Below are 25323 nucleotides of genomic sequence, written 5' to 3' on the forward strand. Positions count from 1 at the left end.
CCTCGATCCGAGGTGAGTCCCCGGCCCGCTCTAGCAATAAACAACTCAACAACGCCTTATTCCGATCCGCATGGATGGCCTCCTGCCACGACCCGGTATCGAAAGCCCACTACAACAAGAAACGCGCTGAAGATAAGAAACATAACGCCGCGGTGATCTGTCTGACACGCCACCGCCTCAACGTCATGTTCGCCTTGGTCCGAGATGGCAACTTCTATCACGCTACCCCAAACAAAGTTCCCCAAGCAGCTTGACTTAAAGCACAGGGGACACCCCCCTCAGGGATGCTTCCTGGCCTCTATGGCCGAGTTCTACTCGCTGAACCTAGCCCAAGAAATCCCCCGCGACATGACCCGGAGGACCACTATCGGCGGCACCCCCACCAAAGCACCCCTGGGCTACCTCACCGCCCGCACCGTAGCCGACTGGTCCCCGTCGCACCTGGCCAAAGAACTCACAGCCCGCCAAAACAGTCACCACTAACGGGCTACACAAGACCAACCACTCCTGCCAGGGCAGCGTCACCTTCCGTAGCGTCACCTACGACGGCACCCACCAGCCCCTCGTCGACGCCACGACCTCGGTGCGTGTCCACGCCAACCTCGACGCCAACAACACCCGTGGCGAACAATCCCAGAAGTATCACCACTACCGCAAAGGCACCCTGTTCTACACCTGCGCAGCCAAGCTCATGGTTGATCGTCGGCGCGACAGAGCCGGGGACCACTACGAGTAGTTCCACGGCTCCGCGATCCTCGTCGCACGCGCCGAAGCTCAGATGGAACACGCCTACCAGCACAACTCCCTCAGCTAAACCCAGGCCACGCAGGCCCGGAAGGACCGCCACGACGTCTCCGACAAACGCACAACTTAACGCCTCGAGCTGATCCCAACCCACTACACCGACACGCGATCACACTCGGCCATTTCACCGACCTCCTGCTCGACCTCGGTGACCTCTACAGCAAGTGCGAATCAGCCGAACGACGCATCTTCAACCGCGCGTCGTTCACCCGTATCACCATCGACGTCCCGGCCCACGTCGCCGCAGAAACAAAACGGCCCCGCCATCAGGCGGGGCGAGTTTCGATATTCTCATCTTACGTGGAGGTAAGGGGACTCGAACCCCTGACCTTCTCCATGCCATGGAGACGCGCTACCAGCTGCGCCATACCCCCGTAGTGAGTAGTTGCAACCTCTCGGAAGCAACTTCTCTACTATACAACCGCATCTTTTAATTGTGCAAATCGGCGGTTAAACGTTCGCATCGATGAGCTGAAATTCTCGGGACGCCCCGGGTGTATAGGTCAAGATGTGGGCTCGACAGTTGTCGAGCCGGGGGATGCTACCGTAGTGAGAATCGGGTTGTCCCAACAGTACATGAGTCGCGGCCCGTAAGGTGTTGCCGTGCGCGACAAACAGCACAGTAGCCGATGCTCCATTATGGCCCAGCTTCGGTAAGACCCCACTCAGCGTTTCCCGGATTGCTTGGGCGCTGCGAGTGCCGGATTCTTTGGGTGTTTCGCCCTGGACCGGCCCGCAATTGATATCGGGCCTGCGCCATTGAGCAAATTCTTCTGGCCACTGGGTAGCAATCTCGGAGAAGTAGAGTGATTCCCACTGTCCCCCGGCCGTTTCGGCCAGACGCGCGTCCACGGTGACAATCTGCGAGACTGGACGACGTACTCCACGAGCCTGCAACACATACTCCGCCGTGGTCCGCGCCCGCATGAGTGGAGAACTCCGCACGGCCAGGAAATCGGTCCCGAGCCAGCGTTCGGCTGCTTCTTTTGCCTGGACGACTCCGGTCTCATTGAGAGGCACGTCGGTTTGCCCTTGATATCGTTCACGAGCATTCCATTCCGTTTGACCATGTCGTAGCAAAACAATGCGGAATGTCATGGGACGTGCTCTTCTCCGGTCTAGTCCAGCTCGTTGTCCTGTTCGGGGCGTGCCACATCTAGCTCGATCTGAGGTGCTTCTGCCCATAAGCGGTCTAGGGCAAACAGTTCACGTTCTTCACGGTGTTGGATGTGAACGACAAAATGGCCATAGTCCAGCAGTATCCAGCGGGCTTCTTCGGTGCCTTCACGCCGGATTGGTTTCAGATCTTCCTGCTGCCGCAGGGCATCTTCAATCTCTTCGGTGAGTGCTTTTACCTGGCGTTCTGAGCTGGCACTGACGAATAAGAAGGCATCAGTAATTCCCAGGCGCGTGGCCACATCAACAGCGGAGATATGCTCCCCCTGTTTGCTATCGGCCGCCTGGGCGGCAACGTTGAGTGCTGTCAGGGTGGTCTCGGGAACGCTCACTAAGCTCCTTAGCAGGTTGAGATCGTCATCACTTAGAAAAACAGCAGAACCAGGCCGATAATCAAGGTGGCCACACCGATTATTAATACCACGGTAGACCACATCATCATTCTCCGCTCAGCAGCAGCGGAATCGCGGGTATCCAGGGGGTCCAGCCCGTGGGCAGAGCCAGCACCGACGGGGTTCTTCTTGACTTTCGCCGGCGCTGACACCGGTTCGCTCGCCGACGTGGCGGTGGTACGGGAACGGGGTGCTGGACGGTCCTGAGTGGCAGGTTCCACCACCGATTGGGTTGCTGTGGCCTTGGCCTGGAGCTGATCGTTTATTTTCGGCGGTGCGGTGTCCTCGGTGACAGCTGGCAACCCGGTATGTGACGTCCACTCTTCATCGGAGATCACCTGACTCTGGGCGCGCTGATTAATCTCGCCCATTCGTTTGGCCAGATCTTGTTGCCGTTGTAACAGGCGCGGATCAATCCGGTTGGGGTTCGTTTCACCGATCCGGGCGATCTCCTCAGAGACATGCTGAATTTCGCGCTGAAGTTCGGCACGCTCATCCTCGATCGGTTGGGTCAACCCAATTCCGGTGATCTCGGTGGTGGCAGTGGAGGAATACTCGTGAAACGACTGCACTTCTTGAGGTGCTGCCGGGTGGTCTTCCACGGTTTGTGGTGCCTCAGCCCGGCGCGGATGCTGTTGCGGGCGCTGTTGGGCGGCCACATCGTCAGCGTCGGGACTGAAAATATTCGAAGACTCTGCCTCGGCGTAGGCTTGGACACGCTCTGCTCGCGCCTGTCGTCGGGACCGTGGGGTGGTGTCCTGCGATGGTGCGGGGCTTGGCTGAGGTTGCTGAGAGATGACCGGGATACCACCGGTGGCGGTGGCGTCTGCATCGGCACGACGGTGACGCCGGGGAGTCGCCGGCGGGGTGCGTTCGGCACTGGGCGCACGACGAACTGGCTCGGGTTGTCCCGTCACGTCAGTTCGCCGGAAACTCTCGGTGACCTGATCAACAGGAGCTGACCGCGCTGAGTGCGCTGCGGTTCGGTGGTGCTGTGGAACGGTGGTGTGCCTCGGCGCATCGGGTACCGCTTGCGGATCAGCGTGTTGTCCGGGATGGCCCGGAACACTTCCGCGCTGAGTATCGGCGACGCGGTGTCCTGCGGATCGATATTCCTGCTGGATCCGAGGAACCCGACCAGAGACCATCGACGGAGCATCCGTGGGTGAATCCGCAGCCCGACGCGCGCGACGGGGCTGGTTGTTTTGTTCGCTTCGTCCGGTCTGCTCAACCGCAGTGCCCTCGAAGATGGCCCGTTCACGGCGACGACGTAGCTCACGACGGGACAGCGGGCGTGATGACTCGTTGCTCACGAGATCACCTCCTGATCAGTCGCGTTGGTCGGGTCCATGTGTCTGACGACCGCTGGGCGAAGCGGGTCTGTAGCGGCCTCTTCGGTGTCTTCGCTCAGGTATAAACCGTACTTGGCGATATATTGTACGACTCCGTCTGGAACCAGGTACCACACCGGCTTGCCGGCTCTGACCCGGGCCCGACAGTCCGTGGAGGAAATAGCCATGGCCGGAATGGACATCAGCGAAATGTCATCGCGCCCAAAGTCATCGAGGGCATGACCGGGCCGGGAGACACCGACAAAATGCGCTTTACCCCACAAATTCTCCACGTTTTTCCAGGACATGATGCTTTCCATCGCATCCGCACCGGTGATGAAATAGAGCTCGGCATCGGGCCGCAAGGCGTGGAGGTCATCGAGGGTATCGGCGGTGTAGGTCGGCCCGGGACGGTCAATATCCACCCGTGAGACGGAGAACCGCGGGTTGGCCGCGGTAGCAATAACGGTCATGAGATACCGGTGTTCGGCGGCGGTGACGTCTTTATCGGCCTTCTGCCAGGGACGTCCGGTCGGCACGAAGACGACCTCGTCCAACTCGAATTCGGAGGCAACTTCCGAGGCTGCGACCAAGTGGCCGTGGTGGATGGGGTCGAAGGTACCGCCCATAATGCCCAGACGGGGCCGGCGCTGGGCACCGTTACCTGCCATCTGGGACTGATCAGAGTGAGTCACGACTTAAACTACTTTCACATCCCGGTCCCACCCTGCAACGATCGTGGGTCCGAGACCGGGATGGCGACGGAGAGGTTTCCAGAACGGTCTTTAGTGTCCAGACTGCTCGTCGAAACGCTGGTGTGCGCGATCGCGGGTGACGACCTCGCTGCCCGGGGCCTGGTGACGACGCCGAACGGAGCGTAGGGACATGGTGGCAAACAGCAAGCACATCAGGATCACGAAGACTGCAACCCCGTAAGCCCAGGGTTCAACCGGTAATTCGTTGACAATCTCCGGACCGGAGCCAAGGGTGGTGAGATGTGAGAGCATGGGCGTTCTCTTTCTTATCGCTCAGCGGTGTGCAAAATCATCACCTAGTCTACTCACATTGTTTCCACTACGTTCTGATTTGTCCTTGACCGCGCAGAATCCACTTGGTACTGGTCAGCTCTTCCAGCCCCATGGGCCCGCGGGCGTGGGTCTTTTGGGTGGAGATTCCAATTTCTGCGCCCAGCCCAAATTGCCCACCATCGGTGAACCGTGAGGAGGCGTTGACCATGACCACGGCAGCATCAATGCCAGCGATGAACGTGTCGGCATGGGAGAGGTCGTTGGTGATAATCACTTCGGTGTGGCCGGTCGTGTGAGCTTGGATGTGCTCCATGGCGGTCTGAAGATCATCGACGACGCCCACCGCCATCTCCATGTCAAGGTATTCGGTATCCCAGTCCTGTTCGGTGACCTCCAGCAACATCCCGGCGCTCGGTGAGTCGGTGGCGGCAATGAGTTGCCGAGCTGCATCGTCCAGGTGCAAACGCACCCCGGCTTGGGCCAGGGCGCGCAGCGCCTCACGGCCGGCCTGGACCGCCTCGCGGTGGATCAGCAGGGTTTCGGCCGCATTGCACACGGAGGTGCGGTGGGTTTTCGAATTCAGCACGATGTCGGCGGCCATCTGTGGGTCAGCACTAGCATCCACATAAACGTGCACGTTACCCGCCCCGGTCTCAATGACCGGGACCCGGGCGTTGTCCACCACCGAGCGAATCAGCCCCGCTCCCCCGCGCGGGATCAGCAGATCGACTCCCCCGCGCAATTCCATCATGGCCCTCGCCCCAGCGCGACCGTGCTCGTCCACGGATTGAATGACATCGGGGTCAAAGCCTTGATCAGCCAGGGCAGAGCGCAAGATGGCGATGGTAGCCCGGTTGGTGTGTTCAGCCGCCGATCCACCCCGTAGTAGCACCGCGCTACCGGCTTTGAGCCCAATACCGGAAATATCGACAGTGACGTTCGGCCGGGCCTCATAGATGGCGCCGACCACGCCGATGGGCACCCGGACTTGTTGCATCCGGATCCCGTTGGGAAGGTTACGTCCGCGGACCACCTCACCGACGGGGTCGGGTAACGTGGCCAGCTCGTTGAGCGCGGAGCGCAGTCCGGCCATACGCTGTTCGGTGAGCGTGAGCCGGTCGAGTAGCGCCACCGAAAGACCGTTGTCGGCTCCGGCGCTCAGATCGGCTTGATTGTGGTCCAAAATGTAGCGACGTTGGTCCCAGATTGCCTCACCGAGTGCCTGCAGGGTACGATCTTTGCGAGCTCGTGATGCCGAGGCCAATGTCTGCTGGGCGCGACGGGCCCGCTGAGTCATCTCCCAAACTGCCGCGCGTACCGTGGAGTCCTGCTGTGTGGTCATACAGGCCAGTCTAGCGTCGATGGGATACATCTCACGGGCGGATAGTGAGACCGAAGGAATCGCGGGTGACGGTATCGTCGGTGTGGACCACTGCCCGATCGTATTCAGGCCCGAGTGCCTCCCGTAGCTCCGCGGTGGACTTGCCCAACATCTCGGGTAGCTCATGGGAGGAATAATTGATCAAGCCTCGGGCAACGATGGTGCCGTGCACATCGCAGATTTCGACCGCGTCTCCAGGCTCAAATTCTCCGCGGACGTCGACCACTCCGGCAGGGAGCAAGGAGCGATGCCGCTGGGTGACCGCAATGACCGCCCCGTCGTCGATGAGAATTGATCCTCGAGTCTCGGCCATCAACCCCAACCAGGCCGAGCGAGCGGTTTTGCGTTCACCGCGCACATCAAACCAGGTGCCCACATCCTCGCCGTCCAGTGCCGGGGCTGCCAGTGACGCCGCGGTCAGCAGTGCTGGAATCCCGGACCCAGTGGCGATCGAGGCGGCTTCGACTTTGGTCACCATCCCTCCGGTGCCCACACCGGCAGTGCCGGTGGTGCCAATCGTGACGTCGTGGAGGTCCTCGGCAGAGCGGACACGGGCGATGCGGGTGCTGCCGGGTCGGGTGGGTGGTCCGTCGTAGAGGGCGTCCACGTCGGTCAGGAGCACCAGCAGGTCGGCTTTGACCACATTGGCGACCAGTGCAGCCAGGCGGTCGTTATCGCCAAACCGAATTTCTTGGGTGGCCACCGCGTCGTTTTCGTTAACCACCGGGATCACGCCCAGATGCAAAAGCCGTTGAAGCGAACGGAAAGCATTGTTGTACTGGGTGCGGCGCATCAATTCATCGGCGGTCAGTAACACCTGGGCAACGGTATATCCGTGGCGGTGGCAGGACTGCGCATAGTAGGCCATCAGCTGGCTCTGCCCCACCGCGGCAGTGGCCTGTAGCGTTGCCAGATCCTTGGGTCGTTTATCGAAGTCCAAAACCGGTAACCCGGCAGCGATCGCGCCAGAGGAGACCAGCACCACCTGGGTGCCAGCCTTCCGCAGGGAGGCGATCAACGCGGTGAGCCGGTCTATAGCCTCCAGCGACACACCGGAGGGAGTGGTCAACGATGACGACCCAATTTTGATCACGATCCGACGCGCCTGGGAAATGGTCGAACGGTCAGTGACCGGGTTGTGCGAGACAGGGGTTCGGGTACTCACGCGGGTATCGCCTTCGGTGCTGGATGGATGTGATCTGTGCGGGGCAAGGACCGGATCAGAACTGGTCGTCGTCTTCGTCGGTATGATGCCAGTCGGTCCACAGACCGCAGCGACGTTCCTGTTCCATTTCGGCCTGGGTGGCGGCCCGGGCCGCTTTGCGTTCTGCCCAGTCCTGACGTTTTTCTTCACGGGTCGGACGGTGTCGCTCGTCCATGCGGTAGTCGGAACCCCGTGGACCGGTGAGGTGTTCCGACCCGGTCGAAATCGTCGGCTCCCAGTCGAAGACGACTCCGGTGTCGTCATCACCGATCACCACAGTAGCCCCAGGCACTGCGCCGGCTTTGAACAGTTCTTCTTCAATACCGATTCGCTCTAAGCGGTCGGCCAGATAACCCACGGCCTCATCGTTGGCGAAGTTGGTTTGAGCCACCCAGCGTTCCGGCTTGTCCCCGCGGATACGGAACAGTGGTTTCGCGCTCCGTTCCTCGGCGGTAATCGTAAAGTCTTGGGTACGATCACCCCGACGGCGCCGGGGCGTGATCTGCACAACGGGAGCAGGCTCGGGTTCGGGGGCAACGGCCCGGGCTTGGTTGACTAACTCAGCCATGGCGAATTTCAAGGCGTCCAGGCCTTGGTGGGCAATCGCTGAGATGTCAAAGACCCGCAGTCCGCGACTTTCCAGGTTATCTCGAACCATCTCAGCCATCTCCTGGCCGTCGGGAAGATCCGTCTTATTCAGCGCGACCAACTGCGGACGTTCGTTCAGCGGTTTCATTTGCTCGCCACTGCTACCCTGGACTGGTTTGACCGAATATGCGGCCAGTTCGTGTTCCAGGGCTTCGAAGTCCGAAATCGGGTCGCGGTCAGATTCCAAGCTCGCGCAATCCAGCACATGGACCAACGCCGCGCAACGTTCGACGTGACGCAAAAATTCTAGCCCTAAGCCCTTACCCTGACTGGCACCGGGGATCAGACCGGGCACATCGGCGACGGTGAACCGGGTTTCACCGGCTTGAACCACTCCCAGGTTAGGAACCAGTGTGGTGAAAGGATAATCGGCGATTTTCGGTCGTGCAGCCGACAGCGCAGCGATCAGAGAGGATTTCCCTGCCGAGGGGAAACCGACCAGGGCAATATCGGCCACGGATTTCAGCTCCAGCACAACACTACGTTCTTCGCCTGGAATACCGAGCAATGAGAATCCGGGTGCTTTACGTTTTGGTGACGCTAACGCCGCATTGCCCAGCCCCCCGGTGCCACCGGCGGCCACGACGTATTCCATGCCGGGATGCACGAGATCTGCCAACACGTTGCCTTCTTGGTCTTTAATCACCGTGCCAACTGGGACCGGTAGATACAGTGATTCACCGTCTCGACCATCTTTATTCCCTCCCTTACCGGGCTCGCCGTTGGTGGCTGAGCGGTGGGGACCGTGGTGATAGTCAAGCAATGTGGTTTCTTGGGAGTCGGCCACGACCACCACGTCTCCACCGCTACCGCCGTTGCCTCCGTCGGGTCCGCCAAGTGGTTTGTATTTCTCCCGGCGCACCGAGGTTTCCCCGTGGCCACCGTTGCCACCGGTGGCGTGCAAGGTGACATGATCAACGAACTGTGGCATTGGTTTCTCCCTCACGAGTCAGGTGGTCTCAGTCGGTGGCGGTTCGGGGGTTTAGATAGCGCAAGCGGGGGCGGACCCAGGCAGGCCCGCCCCCGCTGGAGCGTTGGTCTATAGTGACAGCTATGCTCTCACGGTGCGCAACGGCTATTCTGTCGTTGCCGGTACCACGTTGATCACGCGGCGACCACGGCGCTGACCGAACTCGACGGAGCCGGATGCCAGAGCGAACAGAGTGTGGTCTTTGCCCAGGCCGACGTTGTTGCCGGGGTGGTACTGGGTGCCGCGCTGGCGAACGAGAATCTCACCAGCGGAGACTGCCTGTCCACCGAAACGCTTGATTCCGAGGTACTGCGGGTTGGAGTCACGACCGTTTTTGGTCGAGCTTGCACCTTTTTTCGTTGACATCTGCTAAATCCTTTTCTTTGACGTCTCGATCGACCTAGGCGATAGAGGTGATCTTGACCTTAGTCTGGTTCTGACGGTGACCCTGACGCTTCTTATAGCCGGTCTTATTCTTGAATTTCTGGATGACGACCTTCTTACCACGGAGGTGTTCCAGAACTTCGGCAGACACCTTAACGTTGTCTAGTTCCTTCTTCTCCGAGGTGACCTTGTCCCCATCCACCACCATCAGTGCGGGCAACTCGATGGAGCTACCGGCCTCAGCGGGAACGCGGTCAAGGGTAACGAGGTCTCCAACGGAAACCTTTTCCTGGCGGCCACCAGCGCGGACAATCGCGTACACCACTTGGGACTCACTTCTCTCGACGTTAGAAAATTGTTCTTTTGCTGTGGCTGAGGCCCGATACGCCACACGGAGGTATTTTGACCTTCTCAGCCTCGACTCGGTGGGTGGACCGGCATGTTTTACGCACACTTAACGCGTAACTTCACAGCACCAAAGCTATACCTTACCTTGTCTGTTACGTGAATTTCAAATGACACACCGGGAAAGATGCGCCACATTTTCGCGTCTGCTGACCGTTATTGCGGTGAGGAAATATCCTCTGCACTCACGCCAACACCCAGCATCACCGCAGCAGCCTCTTTGGTCTCGGTCGATTCCTTCGGGGCCTTGGTACTGGAGGTCGTTGACCGGGCGGTGAACTGCGCGCCGGAATCTGGGGTGGACTCTACCGGGGCGGTCTGGACAGTTTCTGCCCCCACATCCGAGGTCGCCCGCCGCCGGCGTGGTTTCGCGCGCTGAGCCGTGTCGGTTGTTGTCACTGAGCCGGAGGGAGTCGAAGCGTGCTGGCTCTCCTGGGACTCGTGGGCGCGCTGCACATCATCCAGTGCGGAATTGATGTCGTCCAAAATGGACTGTTGCGACTGGACAGCACCGTCCGAGTCTGCCCGACGAGGCTTTCGCCCACGGCGACCTCGAGAGGAATCCTGCTCGCCCTCGCTGCAGTGGCCTTCATCCTGTTGGTCGTTGGAGCCCTTCTGTTGCGAGGACCCATTGCTGGCTGCGGCAATGGAGTTCATCGCATTGCGAGTCTGCTCGGCTTTCGCATCCCGCTCGGCCTGTTCTTCACGATGGTGTTGCTCCTGGTTCGAGGTGTCGTGCTCGTGTGAGGAGCTGTGGTGGTGATGGTCCGAACGGTTCTTGTCGTTCTTGCGGTTCTTGCGTCGCGACCGCGAATTCGACGCCGAGGAAGAATGGTTGCGGTGTTTGCGAGGTTGCCCGTGGGAGTCGTAGGACACCGATTTCTCCACCGGTTCGTCGTGGACGATAATGCCACGACCGGCGCAGGCCTCACAGGTTTCGGAAAAGACTTCAACCAGTCCAGTCCCCATCCGCTTCCGTGTCATCTGGACCAGGCCCAGCGACGTCACTTCAGCGACTTGGTGCCGGGTCCGGTCACGGCCCAGGCACTCCACCAAACGACGCAACACCAAGTCTCGGTTGGATTCCAAGACCATGTCGATGAAGTCGATGACAATAATGCCACCGATATCGCGCAACCGAAGCTGGCGCACAATCTCTTCGGCCGCTTCTAGATTGTTCTTGGTCACCGTTTCTTCCAGGTTGCCGCCAGAACCGGTGAATTTCCCGGTATTGACGTCGACGACAGTCATCGCTTCGGTGCGGTCAAAGATCAGGGAACCGCCCGACGGCAAATTGACTTTACGATCCAAGGCCTTGTGGAGCTGTTCATCCAGACGGTGTGAGGCGAACAGGTCCTCACCGTCGTGGTCGTCCGGGTCCCACTTGCTGAGCCGATCCACCAGGTGCGGTGCCACATAGGTCACGTAGGCTTCCACGTTGTCCCAGACCTCATCACCCTGAACCACCATGGCGGTAAAGTCCTCATTGAACACGTCACGGACCACTTTGATCGTCAGGTCCGGTTCAGCATGCAACTGCTCGGGGGCCAGCACCTTCGTGGAAGTGGAGGCGGATTCAATCTCTTCCCACTGCGCCCGCAACCGGTTGATGTCGTTCATCAATTCCTGTTCCGAGGTGCCCTCGGCGGCCGTGCGGACAATCACCCCGGCGTTGTCCGGCATGTGATCTTTCAGGATCTTCTTTAGCCGGGAACGTTCCGTATCGGGGAGCTTACGGGAAATACCGGTCATCGACCCACCCGGAACGTAGACCAAATAGCGACCGGGCAACGAAATCTGGGAGGTCAGTCGGGCGCCCTTATGGCCCACCGGGTCCTTGGTGACCTGCACGAGCACCGAGTCACCAGACTTCAGCGCATTCTCGATCTTCTTGGGCTTGCCCTCCAACTGTGCCATATCCCAGTTGACTTCACCGGCATACAGCACCGCATTGCGACCACGCCCGATATCAATAAAGGCCGCTTCCATCGAGGGCAACACGTTCTGGACCTTGCCCAGATAGATATTGCCGATCAACGAGTCTTGGGTGGTGTTGGATACGAAGTGTTCAGCCAGCACACCGTCTTCCAGCACGGCAATTTGGATCCGGTGCTCCCGCTGGCGCACCATCATCGTCCGCTCCACGGACTCCCGACGGGCCAAAAACTCAGCTTCGGTCAACACATTGCCACGACGGCGACGTCCCCGGGCCTGCCGGCGACGCTGACGCTTTGCTTCCAGGCGGGTGGAGCCACGCACCGAGGTGACCTGGTCCGAGCCGGTCCCCGATCCCCCGGCCGGACGCGGTGCACGCACTTTGGTGACGGTGTTCTCCGGGTCATCACCGGTGCCACCGTCAACTTCCAGGTCGGTGGTACCCCGACGACGCTTCCGACGGCGGCGGGCTACCGGCTGATCATCGCCCTGGTCTGCTGGACCCGATGGGCCGGTCTTCTCCGAACCATCTTCAGCACCCGAGCGGTCACCCTGTCCGCGATTCGAACCATCATCACCCTGAGATGACGATTGCTGCTCAGCGTTATTGCGACGACGACCGCGGCGCTTACGGCGTGAGCGACCGGATTTTTCTCCGTGAGAGTCCTTACCGTGTCCGGATCGCTCAGAATCAGAGGACTCTGCATGGCCCCCGTCGTCCTCAGAGTCATCCGTCCGGCGGGTACGAGTCGTAATATCGGAGAGATCAGGGGCGTGAAAGAGCACATCCATCGGGTCGTCGGGAACCTGCAACGACGCCACCTGGTTGTCGGTTCCCTCGTTGCCCTCCGTCTGATTCTCGGTGTTCACTTGTGGTTCGTTGTCAGCTGCCACTGCAGCTCCTTCATTCCTCGGCATCAGCCACACACTGACCGCGAGGCGGTTCGGGTGCCGTGACGGGCGCGTTTCCCCCGATCGTCCGGGGTGCGCCGTGGATGGCACACAAAAAGCTTGGTCTGAACCGGCTCCACCGGGTGAGGTGCCACGGTGAGGCACGGAACCTGTGGCGTCTGGGCGGCGACCGATCTCGTGCTAGCTCAGTCTGTTCTCATCTCCGACGGTCTCCGCGGGATGCCGGTCGGGAACGTCACCCGGGACCGATCCACTTCGCACGATTGAGCTCGTTTCCTCACGTACACTCAACGCGGTTGCGGTTCATCATCGGTGGTCGCGCAAACTATCGCCACAGGACAGCGGTGAGATGGTGTGGACATCTTCCGTGTCGTCTCCCATTGTGGCACAGATTCACCCAGCACGGGGACATTTCCTGGTCGTGCTGGCTGAGAGCATAGACTACATAGTGACCGCGCGTGCCCGCTCTGATGCGATGCCGCCGGTGATCTTCCGATCCAAGGAGTCCCTGGCATGCCCCATGATATCTCCCATCACACCGCAGACCAGACCGCGGTGACCCTCGACGACCGCCTCGATCCCGACCCTGACACCCGTGCCGAGGATCTACCCTGGTTTGCCACCCGCGTCGGGTCAGGCCTGGTGATGCTCATTACCGGGCTGATCGCGATGGGCGCGGCCGCCATCCTGATGTATGAGCGGGTCCAGATCTGGAAGGACCCGGAATATGTCACCAGTTGCGATTTAAGCCCCTGGGTCTCGTGTGGCACCGTGATGCAGTCGTGGCAGGCCCAACTTTTCGGGTTCCCGAATCATTTCATCGGCCTGGTGGGCTTCACCATTGTCATCACCCTGGCCACGGTGTTGGTGATGGGCATGCAGTTCACGCGCACCTATTGGATCTGCATTAATATCGGCGTCGTCTTAGCCCTGGTGTTCTGCCTGTGGCTGTGGACCCAAGCCGTCTATGACATCAATGTTCTGTGTTTATACTGCATGGTGATTTGGGCGGCCGTGATTCCTCTGGCAGTGCTGGTGACCGCTCGCAATATTGCGACGGGAGTGATTCCAACCTCGGCTACGGCCCGCACCTACCTGCTGGCCATGACGTGGCCGATGGTGGTCTTGCTCTACGCGGTGATTGCCGGGTCCATCCTGATTCGCTTCGGCGAGTCATTATTCTCGTGATCCCTATCACTTATTGTCTAAGCTAGGGGCATGGCAGACAGTCCCTATCACTATGTCCCCGAGGCCCGGAACAATCCAGATCATCCGGCCCACCACGTTCCGGTGCGCCCAGCCGCTTCGGTGGTGCTATTGCGTGACCAAGGCGTCGGAGTTGAGGTTTTCGTGCAATTTCGTGCCAAGACCATGGATTTCGCCGCCGGTGTTGCGGTGTTTCCCGGTGGTCGGAGCGAACCGGGCGATCACCAAGCCGGTGACGGTTTATTGAGTCCCGAAGCGATCGCTGAGCATGCCCAGATTTGGTCGCGGACCAGGCTGGTCTTGGATGACGCGACTCCCGGCGTGGCGGCGATGGCAGCCACCGCGGTGCGTGAGGTGTGGGAAGAAACGGCGGTACGACTCAGTGGTGAGCAGCTGGTGCCGTGGGCGAATATCACCACTCCGTTGGGGGCACCCAAACGCTTTGATACGTATTTCTATGTCGCCGCAGTCACTGATGAGCAACAACATCAGGTCCGTAATGTCACCACCGAAGCTACCGAGGCGCGGTGGTTGAGCACCACCGATCTGCTCCAGGCTTTTGCCGCTGAGCAGATCGCGCTGATGCGTCCAACACTGTATCTGGTTAAAACTGTCCACGCGCTGAAAACGATTCCGGAGATTGTGGCCGGGCATCAGCCGGTGGTGACCCCGCTGTCTGGACTGCGCGGAGTCACCCTCGACTCCGATGACTCGCACTTCACCGCTGAGACAAACCACTAACCGCCGTTGCGGCGACGATTAGTCAGCGCGGTTCCAGCCGAACCAGATCTCCATCTCGCGCTCGGCCGACAGGGTTGAATCCGAGGCGTGGATGAGGTTCTGTTGCACACCAGGGCCCCAATCACGACCGAAGTCTCCGCGAATGGTGCCCGGCAGTGCCACAGTGGGGTCGGTCTTGCCGGTCAGCGCGCGGATGCCTTCGATCACGCGATCGCCTTCCACGATGGCGGCCACCAGCGGACCGGAGGACATGAACTCGACCAGGGCGGGGAAGAATTCTTTGCCCTGGTGCTCTTCGTAGTGATCGGCCAACATCTCCGGGTTGGCGGTCATCATTTCCAATTCGACGATACGGTAACCCTTGTGCTCGATGCGGGTCAGGATCTCACCGACCAAGCCTCGTTTGACTCCATCTGGCTTAATCAGAATCAGCGAACGTTCTGGGGTGGCCATCGGGACTGCACCTCTTTCTGTCGTCTTGCTGTTGTGGGTCGGTGACCGGTGACGGTATCTAGCTGAGAGTATACCGAAGCGGTCTGGTGGGCCGGTTAGCTCTTTGTGTCGGGATGGTCGGTAGCACAACGGTACCCGTGGGCAATCTCCCATGCGCGTTGCTGTCGGTCGCGGACGATGTTCTCTTCATCCATCTGCCCTCCCCGGACCACGGCCCACCACCAGGCAGCCAGGAATCCGGCTCCCAAGATCAAGGCAAAGTATTCGAGAAATCCCCCCAGTACAAACAGCACTTGGATCCCCCACCCGATCCAGTATCCCAGGGGCTTAGTGAGCAGTCTCGTGGTGACCAGTGCCAGTACAGCCAGGGCGATCGAGGCCCAGAAGACCGGGACCGCCCAGGGTTCCTCGCGGTTGAGGTTCAACACGGTCATGCCGTAGAAAACCAGTACCAGGGATTCCAGGCCCAGTAGCGAAGCGCAGAACATCACCCGCAGGGAACGGCGTTTCTGTGGTTGGCCCGGGCGCCAGTCTTTTTGGCGTTGTGTTTCGCGCTGGGGCCGCCAGGACTCTCGGCCGGTGGTTCCGGTGGGCGGTTCTGATGGTTGGTGTTGATCAGTCATCGGTATCACCCTGCTGACCGTGGCCACCACGGTCCACGTCGTCATCCGTGTCGTCTTCCTCGGTGGCGAAGAAGGCTGCCAGGTCGTCGTGATCTTCGACCACCGCGGCTGCTGCCGCCGCGTGGGCGGCTGCGGTATCGGTGGTCTCGGTCTGCCCGGGGCCGAGCAGGCCACGGACTTGGCCTACCAAAGTGATTGACCCGGTGACCAATACACCGGGGCCACCGGTGCCATCAGTAATGTTGGCGGTGCCGGATTCGTGCAGTTCTTCATCCTCGTCCACCACGGCTTCGACGGCCCATCGAATCGCATCGGTCGGGGCCGGTTCGGGATGTAGCGTGTCGGCATCCCATCCGGCATCCAGGGCGTATTCCACCAGAGTGTCGGGATCAATGGCGCGTGGTGAGGCAGAGGCTGTCAGGGCCACGTGCTCGACCGTGTCCCCAAAAGCGTCATAGAGACTGGCTAACACGCCGCGGGCATCCTTTTCTTCCAGAATGCCAACGACCAGCGCCAGCTTGGTGAAGTTGAAGGCCTCTGTGACACTGACGGCGGTGGCTTCCATACCGGCTGGGTTATGCGCCGCGTCAATCACCAAGGTTGGGTTGGTACGAAGCACTTCCAGCCGTCCCGGGCTGGTGACCTGCAGTAGCCCCTGTTGCAGTAGCTCCTGGTTCAAGGTGTGACCGCCGTGGCCGAGGAAGGCTTCCATCGCTACGATGGCTACCGCGAGATTTTCTGCCTGATGGGGGCCGTGGAGTGGCAGGAACAGCTCGGGGTATGTACCGCTGAGTCCCTGCACCGAGACTTGCTGCCCGCCGACCGCCACCCGGCGGTCGGTGACCCCAAATTCCAGGTTTTCAAACGCGAAGCTGGCACCAACCTCGCGCGCCTTATCCAGGAGCACCTGGGCAGCCGCCGGTTCCTGCGCAGCGGAGACGACGTACCCGTCGGGTTTGATAATCCCGGCCTTCTCCTCGGCAATCTCTTCGACGGTCTCGCCCAGCAGGTCGGTGTGATCCAGGGAAATGGGAGTGACCACGGAAACTTGGGCATCGGCAACGTTGGTGGCATCGGTGATCCCACCGAGTCCCACCTCAAGCACCATCACGTCGACCGGCGCGTCAGCGAAAACCGCGAACGCCAGCACGGTCATGGCTTCAAAATAGGTCAGTGGCGTCTCGTCCTCAACCAGCAGCTCCTGATCCACCAGGCGCACGACCGGCAAGATCTCCGACCACACCCGCAGCACGGTCTCATCATCGACCGGCTCGGAGTTCAACGTCATCCGTTCGGTGAATTTCACCAGGTGCGGTGAGGTATAGCGCCCGGTGGAGAGCCCGTAGCTGTTGAGCATGGTCTCGATCATGCCAGCGGTGGAGGTTTTGCCATTGGTACCGGTCAGATGAATGACCGGTGCGCAGTGTTGGGGATCCCCAAGCAAATCCATGGCACGATACATCGGCTCCATCCGTGGCTCCATCTTGTTTTCTGGGGCGCGGGCGAGCAGATCGCCATAGAGCTCCTCCAGGCTCTGGGGCCCGGTCTGGGGATCTGGTGACAGCTCTGACACGAGGCACTACGCTTTCTGGATTGATGCGAGGGAATCGGTGGAAGCCGACGAAACCACCTCTACGCTAACACTGACCAGCTTGGAGGCGTCATCGGCCATCGAACCACGCGGGTCGTCCCGGTTTTCATCCGCCACAAGCTCCAGCTGCGTGGTCAGCGTCTCTTGGCTGATCAGCTCCCGGTGGGCGTCAATGGCTGTGATCAGTCCGGTGGGCCCGGTGATCTCGGTCCGAATCCGGTCGGAGACGTCCAGACCGGCTTCACGACGTGCTGCCTGGACCGCGCGGATCACGTCGCGGGCCGAGCCTTCGGCGGCCAACTCGTCATCGACACTGGTGTCCAACACCAGGAACCCGTCGGAGATCACCGCCACCGCAGTCTCGTCGGACCCTTCGGACTGATCCACGGTGGTCGCGAGCTCGTATTCGCCCTCGACCAGCTCGACACCGCCGGCGGTGACCACGCCGTCGGCGACCGACCAATCCCCAGACTTGGAGGCTTTGATGACCTGTTGGACCTGCTTGCCTAAGCGCGGACCGGCGGCCCGGGCGTTGACGACAAGTTGCTGGGTGATGCCGAAATCGGTGGCTGAGGCTTCACTGGTGTCTTTGACGTCGATGGTGTTGATGTTGAGCTCATCGGAGATGATCTCGGAGACGGTCTGATCAACGCGTCCGGCATTTTCAATGACCACCGAGAGCTTGCGCAGCGGCAAGCGGACGCGCCGGCCCGCACCCTTACGCAGCGCAGAACCGGCCGAGGAAATCTCCCGGGCCAGGTTCATGCTGTGCTGGACGGCCTCGGCATCCTCGCCTTGCGGGAACAGGCTGGCGTCCGGGTAGTCGGTCAAGTGCACCGAACGTCCCCCGGTCAGGCCCCGCCAGATTTCCTCGGTCACCATCGGCAACAACGGTGCTGCCACCCGGCAGAAGGCTTCCAGGCACGTGAACAACACGTCCAGGGATTGTTCATTCTCATCGAAGAACCGCTGCCGAGAGCGACGAATATACCAGTTGGTCATGGTGTCCATGTACCGGCGCAGTTCCTCGGTCGCCTGGGGCACGAGGTAGTGGTCCATGTACTCTTTGACCTGGGTGATCATGGTGCCGGTGGTGGCCAGAATGTAGCGGTCCAGCGGGTCGGTGGCCTCATAACGGTACTGGGCCCGATATCCCTGCGGTCGGGTGCCACCGGCGGTGGCAGAATTGGCGTAGAGCGTGAAGAAGTGCCACACGTTCCAGGCCGGAAGGAGCACCTGTCGGGCGGCTTCGCGAATGCCGTCTTCGCTGACGATCAGGGTGCCACCGCGCAGAATGGGCGAGGCCATCAGGAACCAGCGCATCGCATCCGAGCCGTCCCGGTCCAGCACCTCGGAGACGTCCGGGTAGTTGCGTAGCGACTTGGACATCTTCTGCCCGTCCGAGCCCAGCACAATACCGTGGGAGATCACGTTTTTGAACGCCGGGCGGTGGAACAGGGCGGTGGCTAGCACGTGCATGGTGTAGAACCAGCCACGGGTCTGGCCGATGTATTCCACGATGAAGTCGGCTGGGTTGTGGGTGTCGAACCAGTCCTTGTGCTCCATGGGATAATGCACCTGGGCATAGGGCATCGACCCGGAGTCGAACCACACATCGAGCACATCGGGCACTCGACGCATCATCGACGTGCCGGTAGGGTCATCCGGGTTGGGGCGGACCAGCTGATCAATCCAGGGCCGGTGCAGATCCACCTCGCCGTGGGCATTGCGGGGTAGTTCGCCGAAGGCTTCTTCGAGTTCAGCTAGGGAACCGTAGATTTCTTGGCGCGGGTAGTTGGGGTCATCGGATTCCCACACCGGGATCGGGGAGCCCCAGTACCGGTTGCGCGAAATCGACCAGTCGCGGGCGTTTTCCAGCCATTTACCAAACTGGCCGTCCTTGACGTTATCGGGAATCCAGTTGATCTGCTGGTTCAGTTCCAGCATCGAGTCTTTGAACTCGGTAACTTTCACGTACCAGGAGGTGATCGCCCGGTAGATCAGCGGAGTCCGGCACCGCCAGCAGTGCGGGTAGGAGTGTTCATAAGAGGCTTCTTTCACCAGCTCGCCGGCAGCGCGCAACGAGCGAATAATCGGACGGTTGGCCTCAAACACCTGCAACCCAGCAATGTCTTTGAGCTTGCCCTCGCCCAGGGACTCATCGCCGAACAGTGGCAGGAATTTCGCGCCCTCATCGACGGAGAGCACCACGGGGATGTCGTGGGCTTCATTGATCATCTGGTCGTCTTCACCATAGGCAGATGACTGGTGGACCACACCGGTACCGTCATCGGTGGAGACGTAGTCAGCAACCAGCACGCGGAAGGCGTGCTGGTTGCCCCACTTCTCGTCTTCGGAGAAGTAGGTGAAAATCGGCTGGTAGGTCAATCCGCCCAGGTCCGTTCCGGCATAGGTGGCGGTGATCGCTTCGGTGGCAGCTTCCACGGACTCATAGCCTAGATCGGTGGCATAGGCGGCCAGCCGTTCTGTGGCCAGCAGGAAACGTTCACCGTCCAGCGAGTCCACCGTGGTGGCCTTTGGGCCACGGGGTAGCACCACGTAGGAGACCTCCGGTCCCACCGCCAGCGACCCATTGGTGGGTAGCGTCCACGGCGTGGTCGTCCAGGCCAACACGCGCACCCCGGCCAGGTCCTGGGCGGTTTGTGAGCTGGCGATGTACGAGGCATCCAGCAGGTGATCGTCGATCCCGCCGGTGAGTCGGAAGGTTACCGTCACTGAGGGATCTTGACGTTGCTGGTAGACGTCATCGTCCATACGCAACTCGTGGTTGGACAGCGGAGTTTCATCTTTCCAGCAGTAGGGCAGAACGCGGAAGCCACGGTAGGTGAGCCCTTTCTCGGACAGGTCTTTGAACGCCCACAGCACCGATTCCATGTAGGAGGGATACAGTGTCTTGTAGTCGTTATCGAAATCGACCCAGCGCCCCTGCCGATTGACGTAGTTTTTCCACTCTTCGGTGTATTTGAGCACCGAAGACCGGCAGGCGTCGTTGAACTTATCGATACCCATGGCCTCAATTTCGGCCTTATCGGTCATGCCCAGCTGCTTCATGGCTTCCAGCTCGGCGGGCAAGCCATGGGTATCCCAGCCGAACCGACGCTCGACGCGCTTACCCTGCTGGGTTTGGTAACGGGCCACAAGGTCTTTGACGTACCCGGTGAGCAGGTGGCCGTAGTGAGGCAGGCCGTTGGCGAAGGGTGGCCCGTCGTAGAAAACGAACTCATTATTGGTTCCGTCCTCAGCGATGGCCGGACGTTGGTCAATGGAGGCTTGGAAGGTGCCATCGGATTCCCAGTACGCCAGAATGGCCTCCTCAATGGCGGGCATATTCGGCGATGACGGAGTGGAGCCGTTGCGCACGGACTCAGAATCGGAGCTGGCCTGAGGGTACACGGTGGAGTTACCTTCCTTGCTGACGATCAATCACGGGTCGGTGTGAATCTCTGGTGTGCAAGGACGCACAACCTGTGGCGCACCCTGGCTAGCCACAGCGGTGTACGCGGTACCACCCTGCTTATCTGAGTTGAAGCTCAGATCGCTCATCGCAACGCTGTAACGGGCTGACCCGTCCGGTTCTACTAGGTACTCGCCTCAATGTTGATGCCAGTGACACGAGGACTGTTCTTCCGGAAGCTCGCCGGTGATTGCCGGGTCATCGCTGGTGAAGTATGCGGTTATTCTGGGTTCATCCTAAACCACGTGCTGGGCAAAATCGAATTAACCCGAGGTCGCTCAGGCGTCTCGAATCAGCTTGTGTTGGGCGGCTTGTTTAACCGGTCGCATCACGATCTGGTCGAGGTTGATGTGGTGTGGCAAGGTGACGGCGTACACGCACACCTCAGCGACATCTTCTGCGGTGAGCGGCTCGGCGACACCTTCATAGACTTTTGCGGCGGCGTCGGCATCTCCGCCCATGCGGTTGAGAGCGAACTCATCGGTCTTGACCAGGCCGGGGAGCACTTCAACCACCCGTAGATTATGTTCGGCTTCCTCAAGCCGTAGTGCGGCGGTGAGCGCGTGTTCGCCGAATTTGGCAGCGTTGTAACCGGCCCCGCCCTCATAGGCGACGATGCCGGCTGTGGAGGTCAGATTCAGCACGGTGCCGGCACCGGATTCTCGGAGCATCGGAAGGAAGCCCCGGATCACGCGCAACGCCCCCATGACGTTGGTCTGCAACATCCAGTCCCAGTCCTCGTCTTTGCTCTGGCCAATGGGGTCGGTGCCGTGCGCCCCGCCGGCGATGTTGATCACCGTGTCGACTCCTCCGGCTTCGGTCACGGCCACAACGAAGCGGTCCACCGAGTCTTGGTCGGTGACGTCTAGTTCTAGGGGAATAATTTCCCCGGTGGGTTGGGCGACTTGTGCCGCCAGCTCTTCAAGCCGGTCGAGGCGACGTGCTCCGGCGAATACCTTCCAGCCTTGGTCGGAGAGCTGAAGCGCGGTGGCGTGGCCGATACCGGAGGAGGCTCCGGTGACCACGGCCGAACGGGTTGCGTGAAAATCCGTCATCTCTGAGGTCATAGCTTTACAGTACCCGGCTGATGCGGCCCCGGGAGGTAACGCAACGGGTGCCCACCTGGTCCGTCAGGTCTGGGACATACTGCTCAGCACGTGCTGTCGGAGTGGTGGTCTGTGAAAGAATATGTGGCATGGCAGAAGATCTTCAGGGCTCGAACTCGCCCAAAAACAACACCATCCCTGATCGTCCAGGCCTCGAAGGGCTCGAAGAGAAATTTACCGCCCGGTGGGAAGCCGACCGGGTCTATGTCTTCGACCCTGACACGGATCGTGACCAGGTCTACTCCATCGATACTCCCCCACCGACCGCTTCGGGGTCGTTGCACGTCGGTCACGTATTCTCCTATACCCAGACCGACGTGTTGGCCCGCTATCAGCGGATGAACGGGAAGAACGTGTTCTACCCGATGGGCTGGGACGATAACGGTTTGCCCACCGAGCGTCGCGTGCAGAACTACTACGGAGTGCGCACCGACCCGGCCACGCCGTATGACCCCGATTATCGTCCACCGGACAAGCCGGCAAAGAACCAGCGCGACTGGGATGTGATCTCCCGCCAAAACTTCATCGAGCTGTGTCTGGAGTTGTCCACCGACGATGAGAAGGTCTACGAGGATCTGTTCACCCGTCTGGGCCTGTCGGTGGATTGGAATCTGTCCTACCGCACTATCGATGACCACTCCCGAGAAGTCTCCCAGCGGGCCTTCCTGCAGAACCTCGCCGATGGCGATGCCTATATGGCCGAGGCTCCCACGCTGTGGGACGTCACCTTCCGCACCGCGGTCGCCCAGGCCGAGCTGGAAGACCGCGAGATGGAAGGCGCCTACCACCGGTACGCTTTCACCACCGAGCAGGGTGAGAAGATCTTTATTGAAACCACCCGCCCCGAACTGCTACCGGCTTGTACCGCGTTGGTGGCTCATCCCGACGATGAACGGTACAAGCCCTACTTCGGCACCACCGTGACGTCCCCACTGTTTGAGGTTCCCGTCGAGGTCAAGGCCCACCCGCTGGCTCAGCCGGATAAGGGGTCGGGTATCGCGATGATCTGTACCTTCGGTGACCTCACCGACGTGACCTGGTGGCGTGAGCTAGAGCTGGATACCCGCACGGTGATCGGTCGTGACGGCCGATTCCAGTCCGAGACCCCAGAATGGATCACCTCCGAGTTCGGTCGTGCTAACTATGAACGACTGGCCGGCAAGACCGTGTTTTCCGCCAAGAAGGCCGTCGTGGAGATGCTGCAAGAACATGATTTGCTCGATGGACAGCCGAAGAAGATCATGCACGCGGTGAACTTCTACGAAAAGGGCGAAAAGCCCTTGGAGATTGTCACCTCCCGTCAGTGGTATTTGCGCAATGGTGGCCGGGACACCGACCGCCGGGATGCACTGATTGCCCGCGGTGACCAGTTGCAGTGGCACCCAGAATTCATGCAGTCTCGCTACACCAACTGGGTGGAGAACCTCAACGGTGACTGGCTGGTCTCCCGCCAGCGGTTTTTTGGGGTCCCGGTACCGATCTGGTACCGGCTGGATGACCAGGGTGAGCCCGACTATGAGTCCCCGCTGATTCCAGAGGACGCCCAGCTCCCGGTTGATCCGTTGCAGGATGTTCCCGCCGGCTACACTGCTGAGCAGCGCGATCGGCCCGGCGGGTTCACTGGTGATCCGGACGTGCTGGACACCTGGGCGACCTCGTCACTGACTCCACAGATTATTGGCGAATGGTCGACCAATGATGAGCTATTCGACAAGGTCTTTCCTTTCGATCTGCGTCCGCAGGGCCACGACATTATTCGAACCTGGCTGTTCTCCACGGTGGTGCGGGCCGATGCGCTCCACGATTCCGTGCCGTGGCAGCACACTGCCCTGTCTGGCTGGATTCTCGACCCGGACCGGAAGAAGATGTCAAAGTCCAAGGGCAACGTTGTGGTGCCGATGGATATCCTGGACAAATTCGGGGCGGACGCGGTTCGGTATTGGGCGGCGTCAGCCAAGTTGGGCGCCGACACCGCCTATGAGGTCAATCAGATGAAGATTGGTCGTCGTCTGGCGATCAAGCTACTCAACGCCACCAAGTTCGTGTTGCAACTGGGGGCCAACCGCTCCTGGGTTGCGACCACAGCTGACCAGGCCGCACAGATCACCCATCCGCTGGACCGGTCGTTGTTGGCCCAGCTGTCCGACACTATCCAGCAAGCCACTGTTGGCTTTGAGCGCTATGACTACGCCCGGGCATTGACCGTTGTGGAGACCTTCTTCTGGAACTTCACCGACAACTACGTCGAGCTGGTCAAGGACCGCGCCTATGGCGGGCGGGGCGACGACCAGCAACGCTCTGCCGTGGTCACCCTGGCCACCGCACTGGACGCACTGCAACGATTGTTGGCACCTTTCCAGCCCTTCGCTACCGATGAGACCTGGAGCTGGTGGCAACAGGGCTCAGTACACTCAGCACCGTGGCCGGGGCGTGAGGGCGAATCTGCCGGTATTGACGCCGTTGGCCGTGACAGCGATTCCGAGGTGCTCACCGCCGTGGCACGTGCACTGTCCGGGGTTCGTAAGGCCAAGTCCGATGCGAAGGTGTCGCAACGCACCGAGGTCTCAACCGCCACTATTCAGGCGACCTCCGCGCGTGCTGACCAAATCCGGCAGGCCCAAGACGACCTGTACGCTGCCGGGCGCATCCAGCACCTGGAGTTCACCGACCTCACGAATACCGATGAAGAACACGATATCTCCGTGATCAACACCGAGCTCGTGGAGTCCGAGAGCTAAGCTCCTGCCCCGAGTGGTCGGGACCGGATTAGTTAGTCCCGGTGCGACCACAAACGGCGGGGGTGGCCACCAAGACAGTGGCCACCCCCGCCGTTTGTGTCTCAGCGCAGATTAGTCGAAGCGTGGTGTGGAGTCGCGACTGCGCTTGAGCTCATAGAAGTAGGGGTAGCCCGCCAGCGCTACAGCACCATCAAAGATCTTGCCGGCTTCTTCACCGCGCGGAATCTTGGACAGCACCGGGCCGAAGAAGGCAGTGTCACCGAACTGCACCACCGGAGTGCCGACCTCGTTACCGACCAAATCAATTGCCTGCTGGTGGGAGCTGGCCAGTGCCTTGTCGTTCACGTCGGTCCGTGCATCAGCGATGACCTGATCGGCCTGTTCGCTGGCTCCGATCTCCTCCAGAGCGGTCCGGACGGCTGCCTCGCGATCAGAGACGTCATTGTTGTGAATCTGGGTGCCCACTGCAGTGTAGAACTCGCCTAAACGATCATGCCCCAGACGTTGTTCGACGGCGACAGCGGCCCGGGCAGGCAACCACACGTTGGGGTCTTTCTCTTTGCCCTCGGCATCATTGAGGATGCCCAGCGACATCACATGCCAGTCGAGGGTGATATCGCGGACCTGCTCGACTTCACGGATCCAGCGCGAGGTCACCCAGGCGAAGGGGCAGATCGGGTCAAACCAGAAATTGACGACGTTATTTTCGGCCATCGGAGCGTATCTCCTTCTGTCGGGTTCCGGAATCTACTGCAATGCAGTCTGTTGGGCATAGCGACACGCTTCGCGGATTTATTCCGTACAGTTCCGATACCGGTCA

24 protein-coding genes and 1 tRNA gene are annotated in these 25323 nt (G+C 60.4%); 5 read left to right on the forward strand and 20 right to left on the reverse strand.

Translation table 11 applies throughout. The features are described from left to right. A partial coding sequence (locus DYI20_RS12235) for an IS110 family transposase (RefSeq protein WP_483398292.1) occupies nucleotides 1-254 on the forward strand: 254 nt, incomplete at its 5' end. A 46-nt stretch (nucleotides 255-300) separates the two neighbouring features. Continuing rightward, nucleotides 301-483, forward strand: a complete 183-nt coding sequence (locus tag DYI20_RS00010; protein WP_122548660.1) for a hypothetical protein — start codon at nucleotides 301-303, stop codon at nucleotides 481-483. A 4-nt stretch (nucleotides 484-487) separates the two neighbouring features. Here DYI20_RS00010 and DYI20_RS00015 read toward each other — a convergent pair whose 3' ends face one another. The 13 genes from DYI20_RS00015 to DYI20_RS00075 all read right to left on the reverse strand — a co-directional run bounded on the left by DYI20_RS00015 (nucleotide 488) and on the right by DYI20_RS00075 (nucleotide 12552). Next, entirely contained in the window at nucleotides 488-847 is a 360-nt protein-coding gene (locus tag DYI20_RS00015) for a hypothetical protein (protein ID WP_183145563.1), read from the reverse strand. Nucleotides 848-1105: 258 nt separating this feature from the next. Beyond that, nucleotides 1106-1178: transfer RNA gene (locus tag DYI20_RS00020), tRNA-Ala, on the reverse strand. A 76-nt stretch (nucleotides 1179-1254) separates the two neighbouring features. After that, nucleotides 1255-1902 (reverse strand): histidine phosphatase family protein, encoded by a 648-nt coding sequence (locus tag DYI20_RS00025; RefSeq protein WP_166769825.1) that lies wholly within the window; start codon nucleotides 1900-1902, stop codon nucleotides 1255-1257. 20 nt (nucleotides 1903-1922) lie between these two features. Then, on the reverse strand, nucleotides 1923-2312 hold the full coding sequence (gene rsfS, locus DYI20_RS00030; protein WP_122548662.1) for a ribosome silencing factor: 390 nt from the start codon (nucleotides 2310-2312) through the stop codon (nucleotides 1923-1925). Between the two features lie 32 nt (nucleotides 2313-2344). Then, nucleotides 2345-3685, reverse strand: a complete 1341-nt coding sequence (locus DYI20_RS00035) for a hypothetical protein (protein ID WP_122548663.1) — start codon at nucleotides 3683-3685, stop codon at nucleotides 2345-2347. Beyond that, nucleotides 3682-4374 carry a nicotinate-nucleotide adenylyltransferase gene (gene nadD / locus DYI20_RS00040; protein WP_110099810.1) on the reverse strand — a complete coding sequence of 231 codons (693 nt, stop codon included), beginning with the start codon at nucleotides 4372-4374 and terminating at the stop codon, nucleotides 3682-3684. The genes DYI20_RS00035 and nadD overlap by 4 nt, the downstream gene beginning before the upstream one ends. A gap of 114 nt (nucleotides 4375-4488) precedes the next feature. After that, a complete protein-coding gene (locus tag DYI20_RS00045; RefSeq protein WP_110099775.1) occupies nucleotides 4489-4710 on the reverse strand; it encodes a hypothetical protein in 222 nt (73 codons plus the stop codon). Between the two features lie 67 nt (nucleotides 4711-4777). Then, nucleotides 4778-6073 carry a glutamate-5-semialdehyde dehydrogenase gene (locus DYI20_RS00050; RefSeq protein WP_110099776.1) on the reverse strand — a complete coding sequence of 432 codons (1296 nt, stop codon included), beginning with the start codon at nucleotides 6071-6073 and terminating at the stop codon, nucleotides 4778-4780. A 31-nt stretch (nucleotides 6074-6104) separates the two neighbouring features. Next, nucleotides 6105-7277, reverse strand: coding sequence for a glutamate 5-kinase (gene proB / locus DYI20_RS00055; protein ID WP_110100973.1), 1173 nt, complete (start codon nucleotides 7275-7277; stop codon nucleotides 6105-6107). 55 nt (nucleotides 7278-7332) lie between these two features. Continuing rightward, entirely contained in the window at nucleotides 7333-8895 is a 1563-nt protein-coding gene (obgE, locus tag DYI20_RS00060) for a GTPase ObgE (protein WP_110122970.1), read from the reverse strand. A 144-nt stretch (nucleotides 8896-9039) separates the two neighbouring features. Then, nucleotides 9040-9300 (reverse strand): 50S ribosomal protein L27, encoded by a 261-nt coding sequence (gene rpmA / locus DYI20_RS00065; RefSeq protein WP_110099779.1) that lies wholly within the window; start codon nucleotides 9298-9300, stop codon nucleotides 9040-9042. A 34-nt stretch (nucleotides 9301-9334) separates the two neighbouring features. Beyond that, nucleotides 9335-9643 carry a 50S ribosomal protein L21 gene (rplU, locus tag DYI20_RS00070; protein ID WP_110099780.1) on the reverse strand — a complete coding sequence of 103 codons (309 nt, stop codon included), beginning with the start codon at nucleotides 9641-9643 and terminating at the stop codon, nucleotides 9335-9337. Between the two features lie 236 nt (nucleotides 9644-9879). Further along, nucleotides 9880-12552, reverse strand: a complete 2673-nt coding sequence (locus DYI20_RS00075; protein WP_244924632.1) for an Rne/Rng family ribonuclease — start codon at nucleotides 12550-12552, stop codon at nucleotides 9880-9882. Between the two features lie 531 nt (nucleotides 12553-13083). Here DYI20_RS00075 and DYI20_RS00080 point away from each other — a divergent pair. Both DYI20_RS00080 and DYI20_RS00085 read left to right on the forward strand, forming a co-directional pair. Then, entirely contained in the window at nucleotides 13084-13758 is a 675-nt protein-coding gene (locus DYI20_RS00080) for a vitamin K epoxide reductase family protein (RefSeq protein ID WP_110110055.1), read from the forward strand. Nucleotides 13759-13788: 30 nt separating this feature from the next. Further along, nucleotides 13789-14517, forward strand: coding sequence for an NUDIX hydrolase (locus DYI20_RS00085; protein WP_110100389.1), 729 nt, complete (start codon nucleotides 13789-13791; stop codon nucleotides 14515-14517). Between the two features lie 18 nt (nucleotides 14518-14535). Here the strand turns inward: DYI20_RS00085 and ndk are convergent, their stop codons facing one another. From ndk to DYI20_RS12730, 6 genes are all read right to left on the reverse strand, one after another. Further along, the gene (ndk, locus tag DYI20_RS00090) at nucleotides 14536-14970 is read right to left on the reverse strand and encodes a nucleoside-diphosphate kinase (protein WP_110100388.1); all 435 of its coding nucleotides are present in this window, start codon (nucleotides 14968-14970) and stop codon (nucleotides 14536-14538) included. A gap of 95 nt (nucleotides 14971-15065) precedes the next feature. Continuing rightward, nucleotides 15066-15593 carry a DUF4233 domain-containing protein gene (locus tag DYI20_RS00095; protein WP_110100387.1) on the reverse strand — a complete coding sequence of 176 codons (528 nt, stop codon included), beginning with the start codon at nucleotides 15591-15593 and terminating at the stop codon, nucleotides 15066-15068. Continuing rightward, nucleotides 15586-17166 carry a bifunctional folylpolyglutamate synthase/dihydrofolate synthase gene (locus tag DYI20_RS00100; protein WP_244924633.1) on the reverse strand — a complete coding sequence of 527 codons (1581 nt, stop codon included), beginning with the start codon at nucleotides 17164-17166 and terminating at the stop codon, nucleotides 15586-15588. Before DYI20_RS00100 ends, DYI20_RS00095 begins: the two co-directional genes overlap by 8 nt. Nucleotides 17167-17172: 6 nt before the next feature. Then, nucleotides 17173-20598, reverse strand: coding sequence for an isoleucine--tRNA ligase (gene ileS / locus DYI20_RS00105; RefSeq protein WP_424923548.1), 3426 nt, complete (start codon nucleotides 20596-20598; stop codon nucleotides 17173-17175). A 339-nt stretch (nucleotides 20599-20937) separates the two neighbouring features. Continuing rightward, entirely contained in the window at nucleotides 20938-21714 is a 777-nt protein-coding gene (locus tag DYI20_RS00110; RefSeq protein ID WP_110100418.1) for an SDR family oxidoreductase, read from the reverse strand. A 16-nt stretch (nucleotides 21715-21730) separates the two neighbouring features. After that, nucleotides 21731-21856: a hypothetical protein gene (locus tag DYI20_RS12730; protein WP_255410737.1), complete on the reverse strand. Its 126-nt coding sequence runs from the start codon at nucleotides 21854-21856 to the stop codon at nucleotides 21731-21733. Between DYI20_RS12730 and valS the strand changes: the two genes are divergently transcribed. After that, complete coding sequence (gene valS, locus DYI20_RS00115) at nucleotides 21855-24503, forward strand: valine--tRNA ligase (protein WP_122548664.1); 2649 nt, start codon at nucleotides 21855-21857, stop codon at nucleotides 24501-24503. The two genes, DYI20_RS12730 and valS, sit on opposite strands and share 2 nt — an antisense overlap. Nucleotides 24504-24614: 111 nt before the next feature. On the opposite strand, the gene DYI20_RS00120 is transcribed toward valS, so the two are convergent. Further along, nucleotides 24615-25217 (reverse strand): DsbA family protein, encoded by a 603-nt coding sequence (locus tag DYI20_RS00120; protein WP_110100386.1) that lies wholly within the window; start codon nucleotides 25215-25217, stop codon nucleotides 24615-24617. Nucleotides 25218-25323: the final 106 nt, after the last annotated feature.

Source organism: Auritidibacter ignavus, assembly GCF_003703835.1.
Lineage (GTDB): Bacteria > Actinomycetota > Actinomycetes > Actinomycetales > Micrococcaceae > Auritidibacter > Auritidibacter ignavus.

Excerpts from the sequence above, each read along its gene's own strand:
- DYI20_RS00010 (WP_122548660.1), top strand. The coding sequence starts at position 301 with ATGGCCGAGTTCTACTCGCTGAACCTAGCCCAAGAAATCCCCCGCGAC.
- DYI20_RS00025 (WP_166769825.1), bottom strand. The coding sequence starts at position 1,902 with ATGACATTCCGCATTGTTTTGCTACGACATGGTCAAACGGAATGGAAT.
- nadD (WP_110099810.1), bottom strand. The coding sequence starts at position 4,374 with ATGGCAGGTAACGGTGCCCAGCGCCGGCCCCGTCTGGGCATTATGGGC.
- DYI20_RS00045 (WP_110099775.1), bottom strand. The coding sequence starts at position 4,710 with ATGCTCTCACATCTCACCACCCTTGGCTCCGGTCCGGAGATTGTCAAC.
- DYI20_RS00050 (WP_110099776.1), bottom strand. The coding sequence starts at position 6,073 with ATGACCACACAGCAGGACTCCACGGTACGCGCGGCAGTTTGGGAGATG.
- obgE (WP_110122970.1), bottom strand. The coding sequence starts at position 8,895 with ATGCCACAGTTCGTTGATCATGTCACCTTGCACGCCACCGGTGGCAAC.
- rpmA (WP_110099779.1), bottom strand. The coding sequence starts at position 9,300 with ATGTCAACGAAAAAAGGTGCAAGCTCGACCAAAAACGGTCGTGACTCC.
- DYI20_RS00080 (WP_110110055.1), top strand. The coding sequence starts at position 13,084 with ATGCCCCATGATATCTCCCATCACACCGCAGACCAGACCGCGGTGACC.
- DYI20_RS00085 (WP_110100389.1), top strand. The coding sequence starts at position 13,789 with ATGGCAGACAGTCCCTATCACTATGTCCCCGAGGCCCGGAACAATCCA.
- ndk (WP_110100388.1), bottom strand. The coding sequence starts at position 14,970 with ATGGCCACCCCAGAACGTTCGCTGATTCTGATTAAGCCAGATGGAGTC.
- DYI20_RS00095 (WP_110100387.1), bottom strand. The coding sequence starts at position 15,593 with ATGACTGATCAACACCAACCATCAGAACCGCCCACCGGAACCACCGGC.
- DYI20_RS00110 (WP_110100418.1), bottom strand. The coding sequence starts at position 21,714 with ATGACGGATTTTCACGCAACCCGTTCGGCCGTGGTCACCGGAGCCTCC.
- valS (WP_122548664.1), top strand. The coding sequence starts at position 21,855 with ATGGCAGAAGATCTTCAGGGCTCGAACTCGCCCAAAAACAACACCATC.
- DYI20_RS12730 (WP_255410737.1), bottom strand. The coding sequence starts at position 21,856 with ATGCCACATATTCTTTCACAGACCACCACTCCGACAGCACGTGCTGAG.
- DYI20_RS00120 (WP_110100386.1), bottom strand. The coding sequence starts at position 25,217 with ATGGCCGAAAATAACGTCGTCAATTTCTGGTTTGACCCGATCTGCCCC.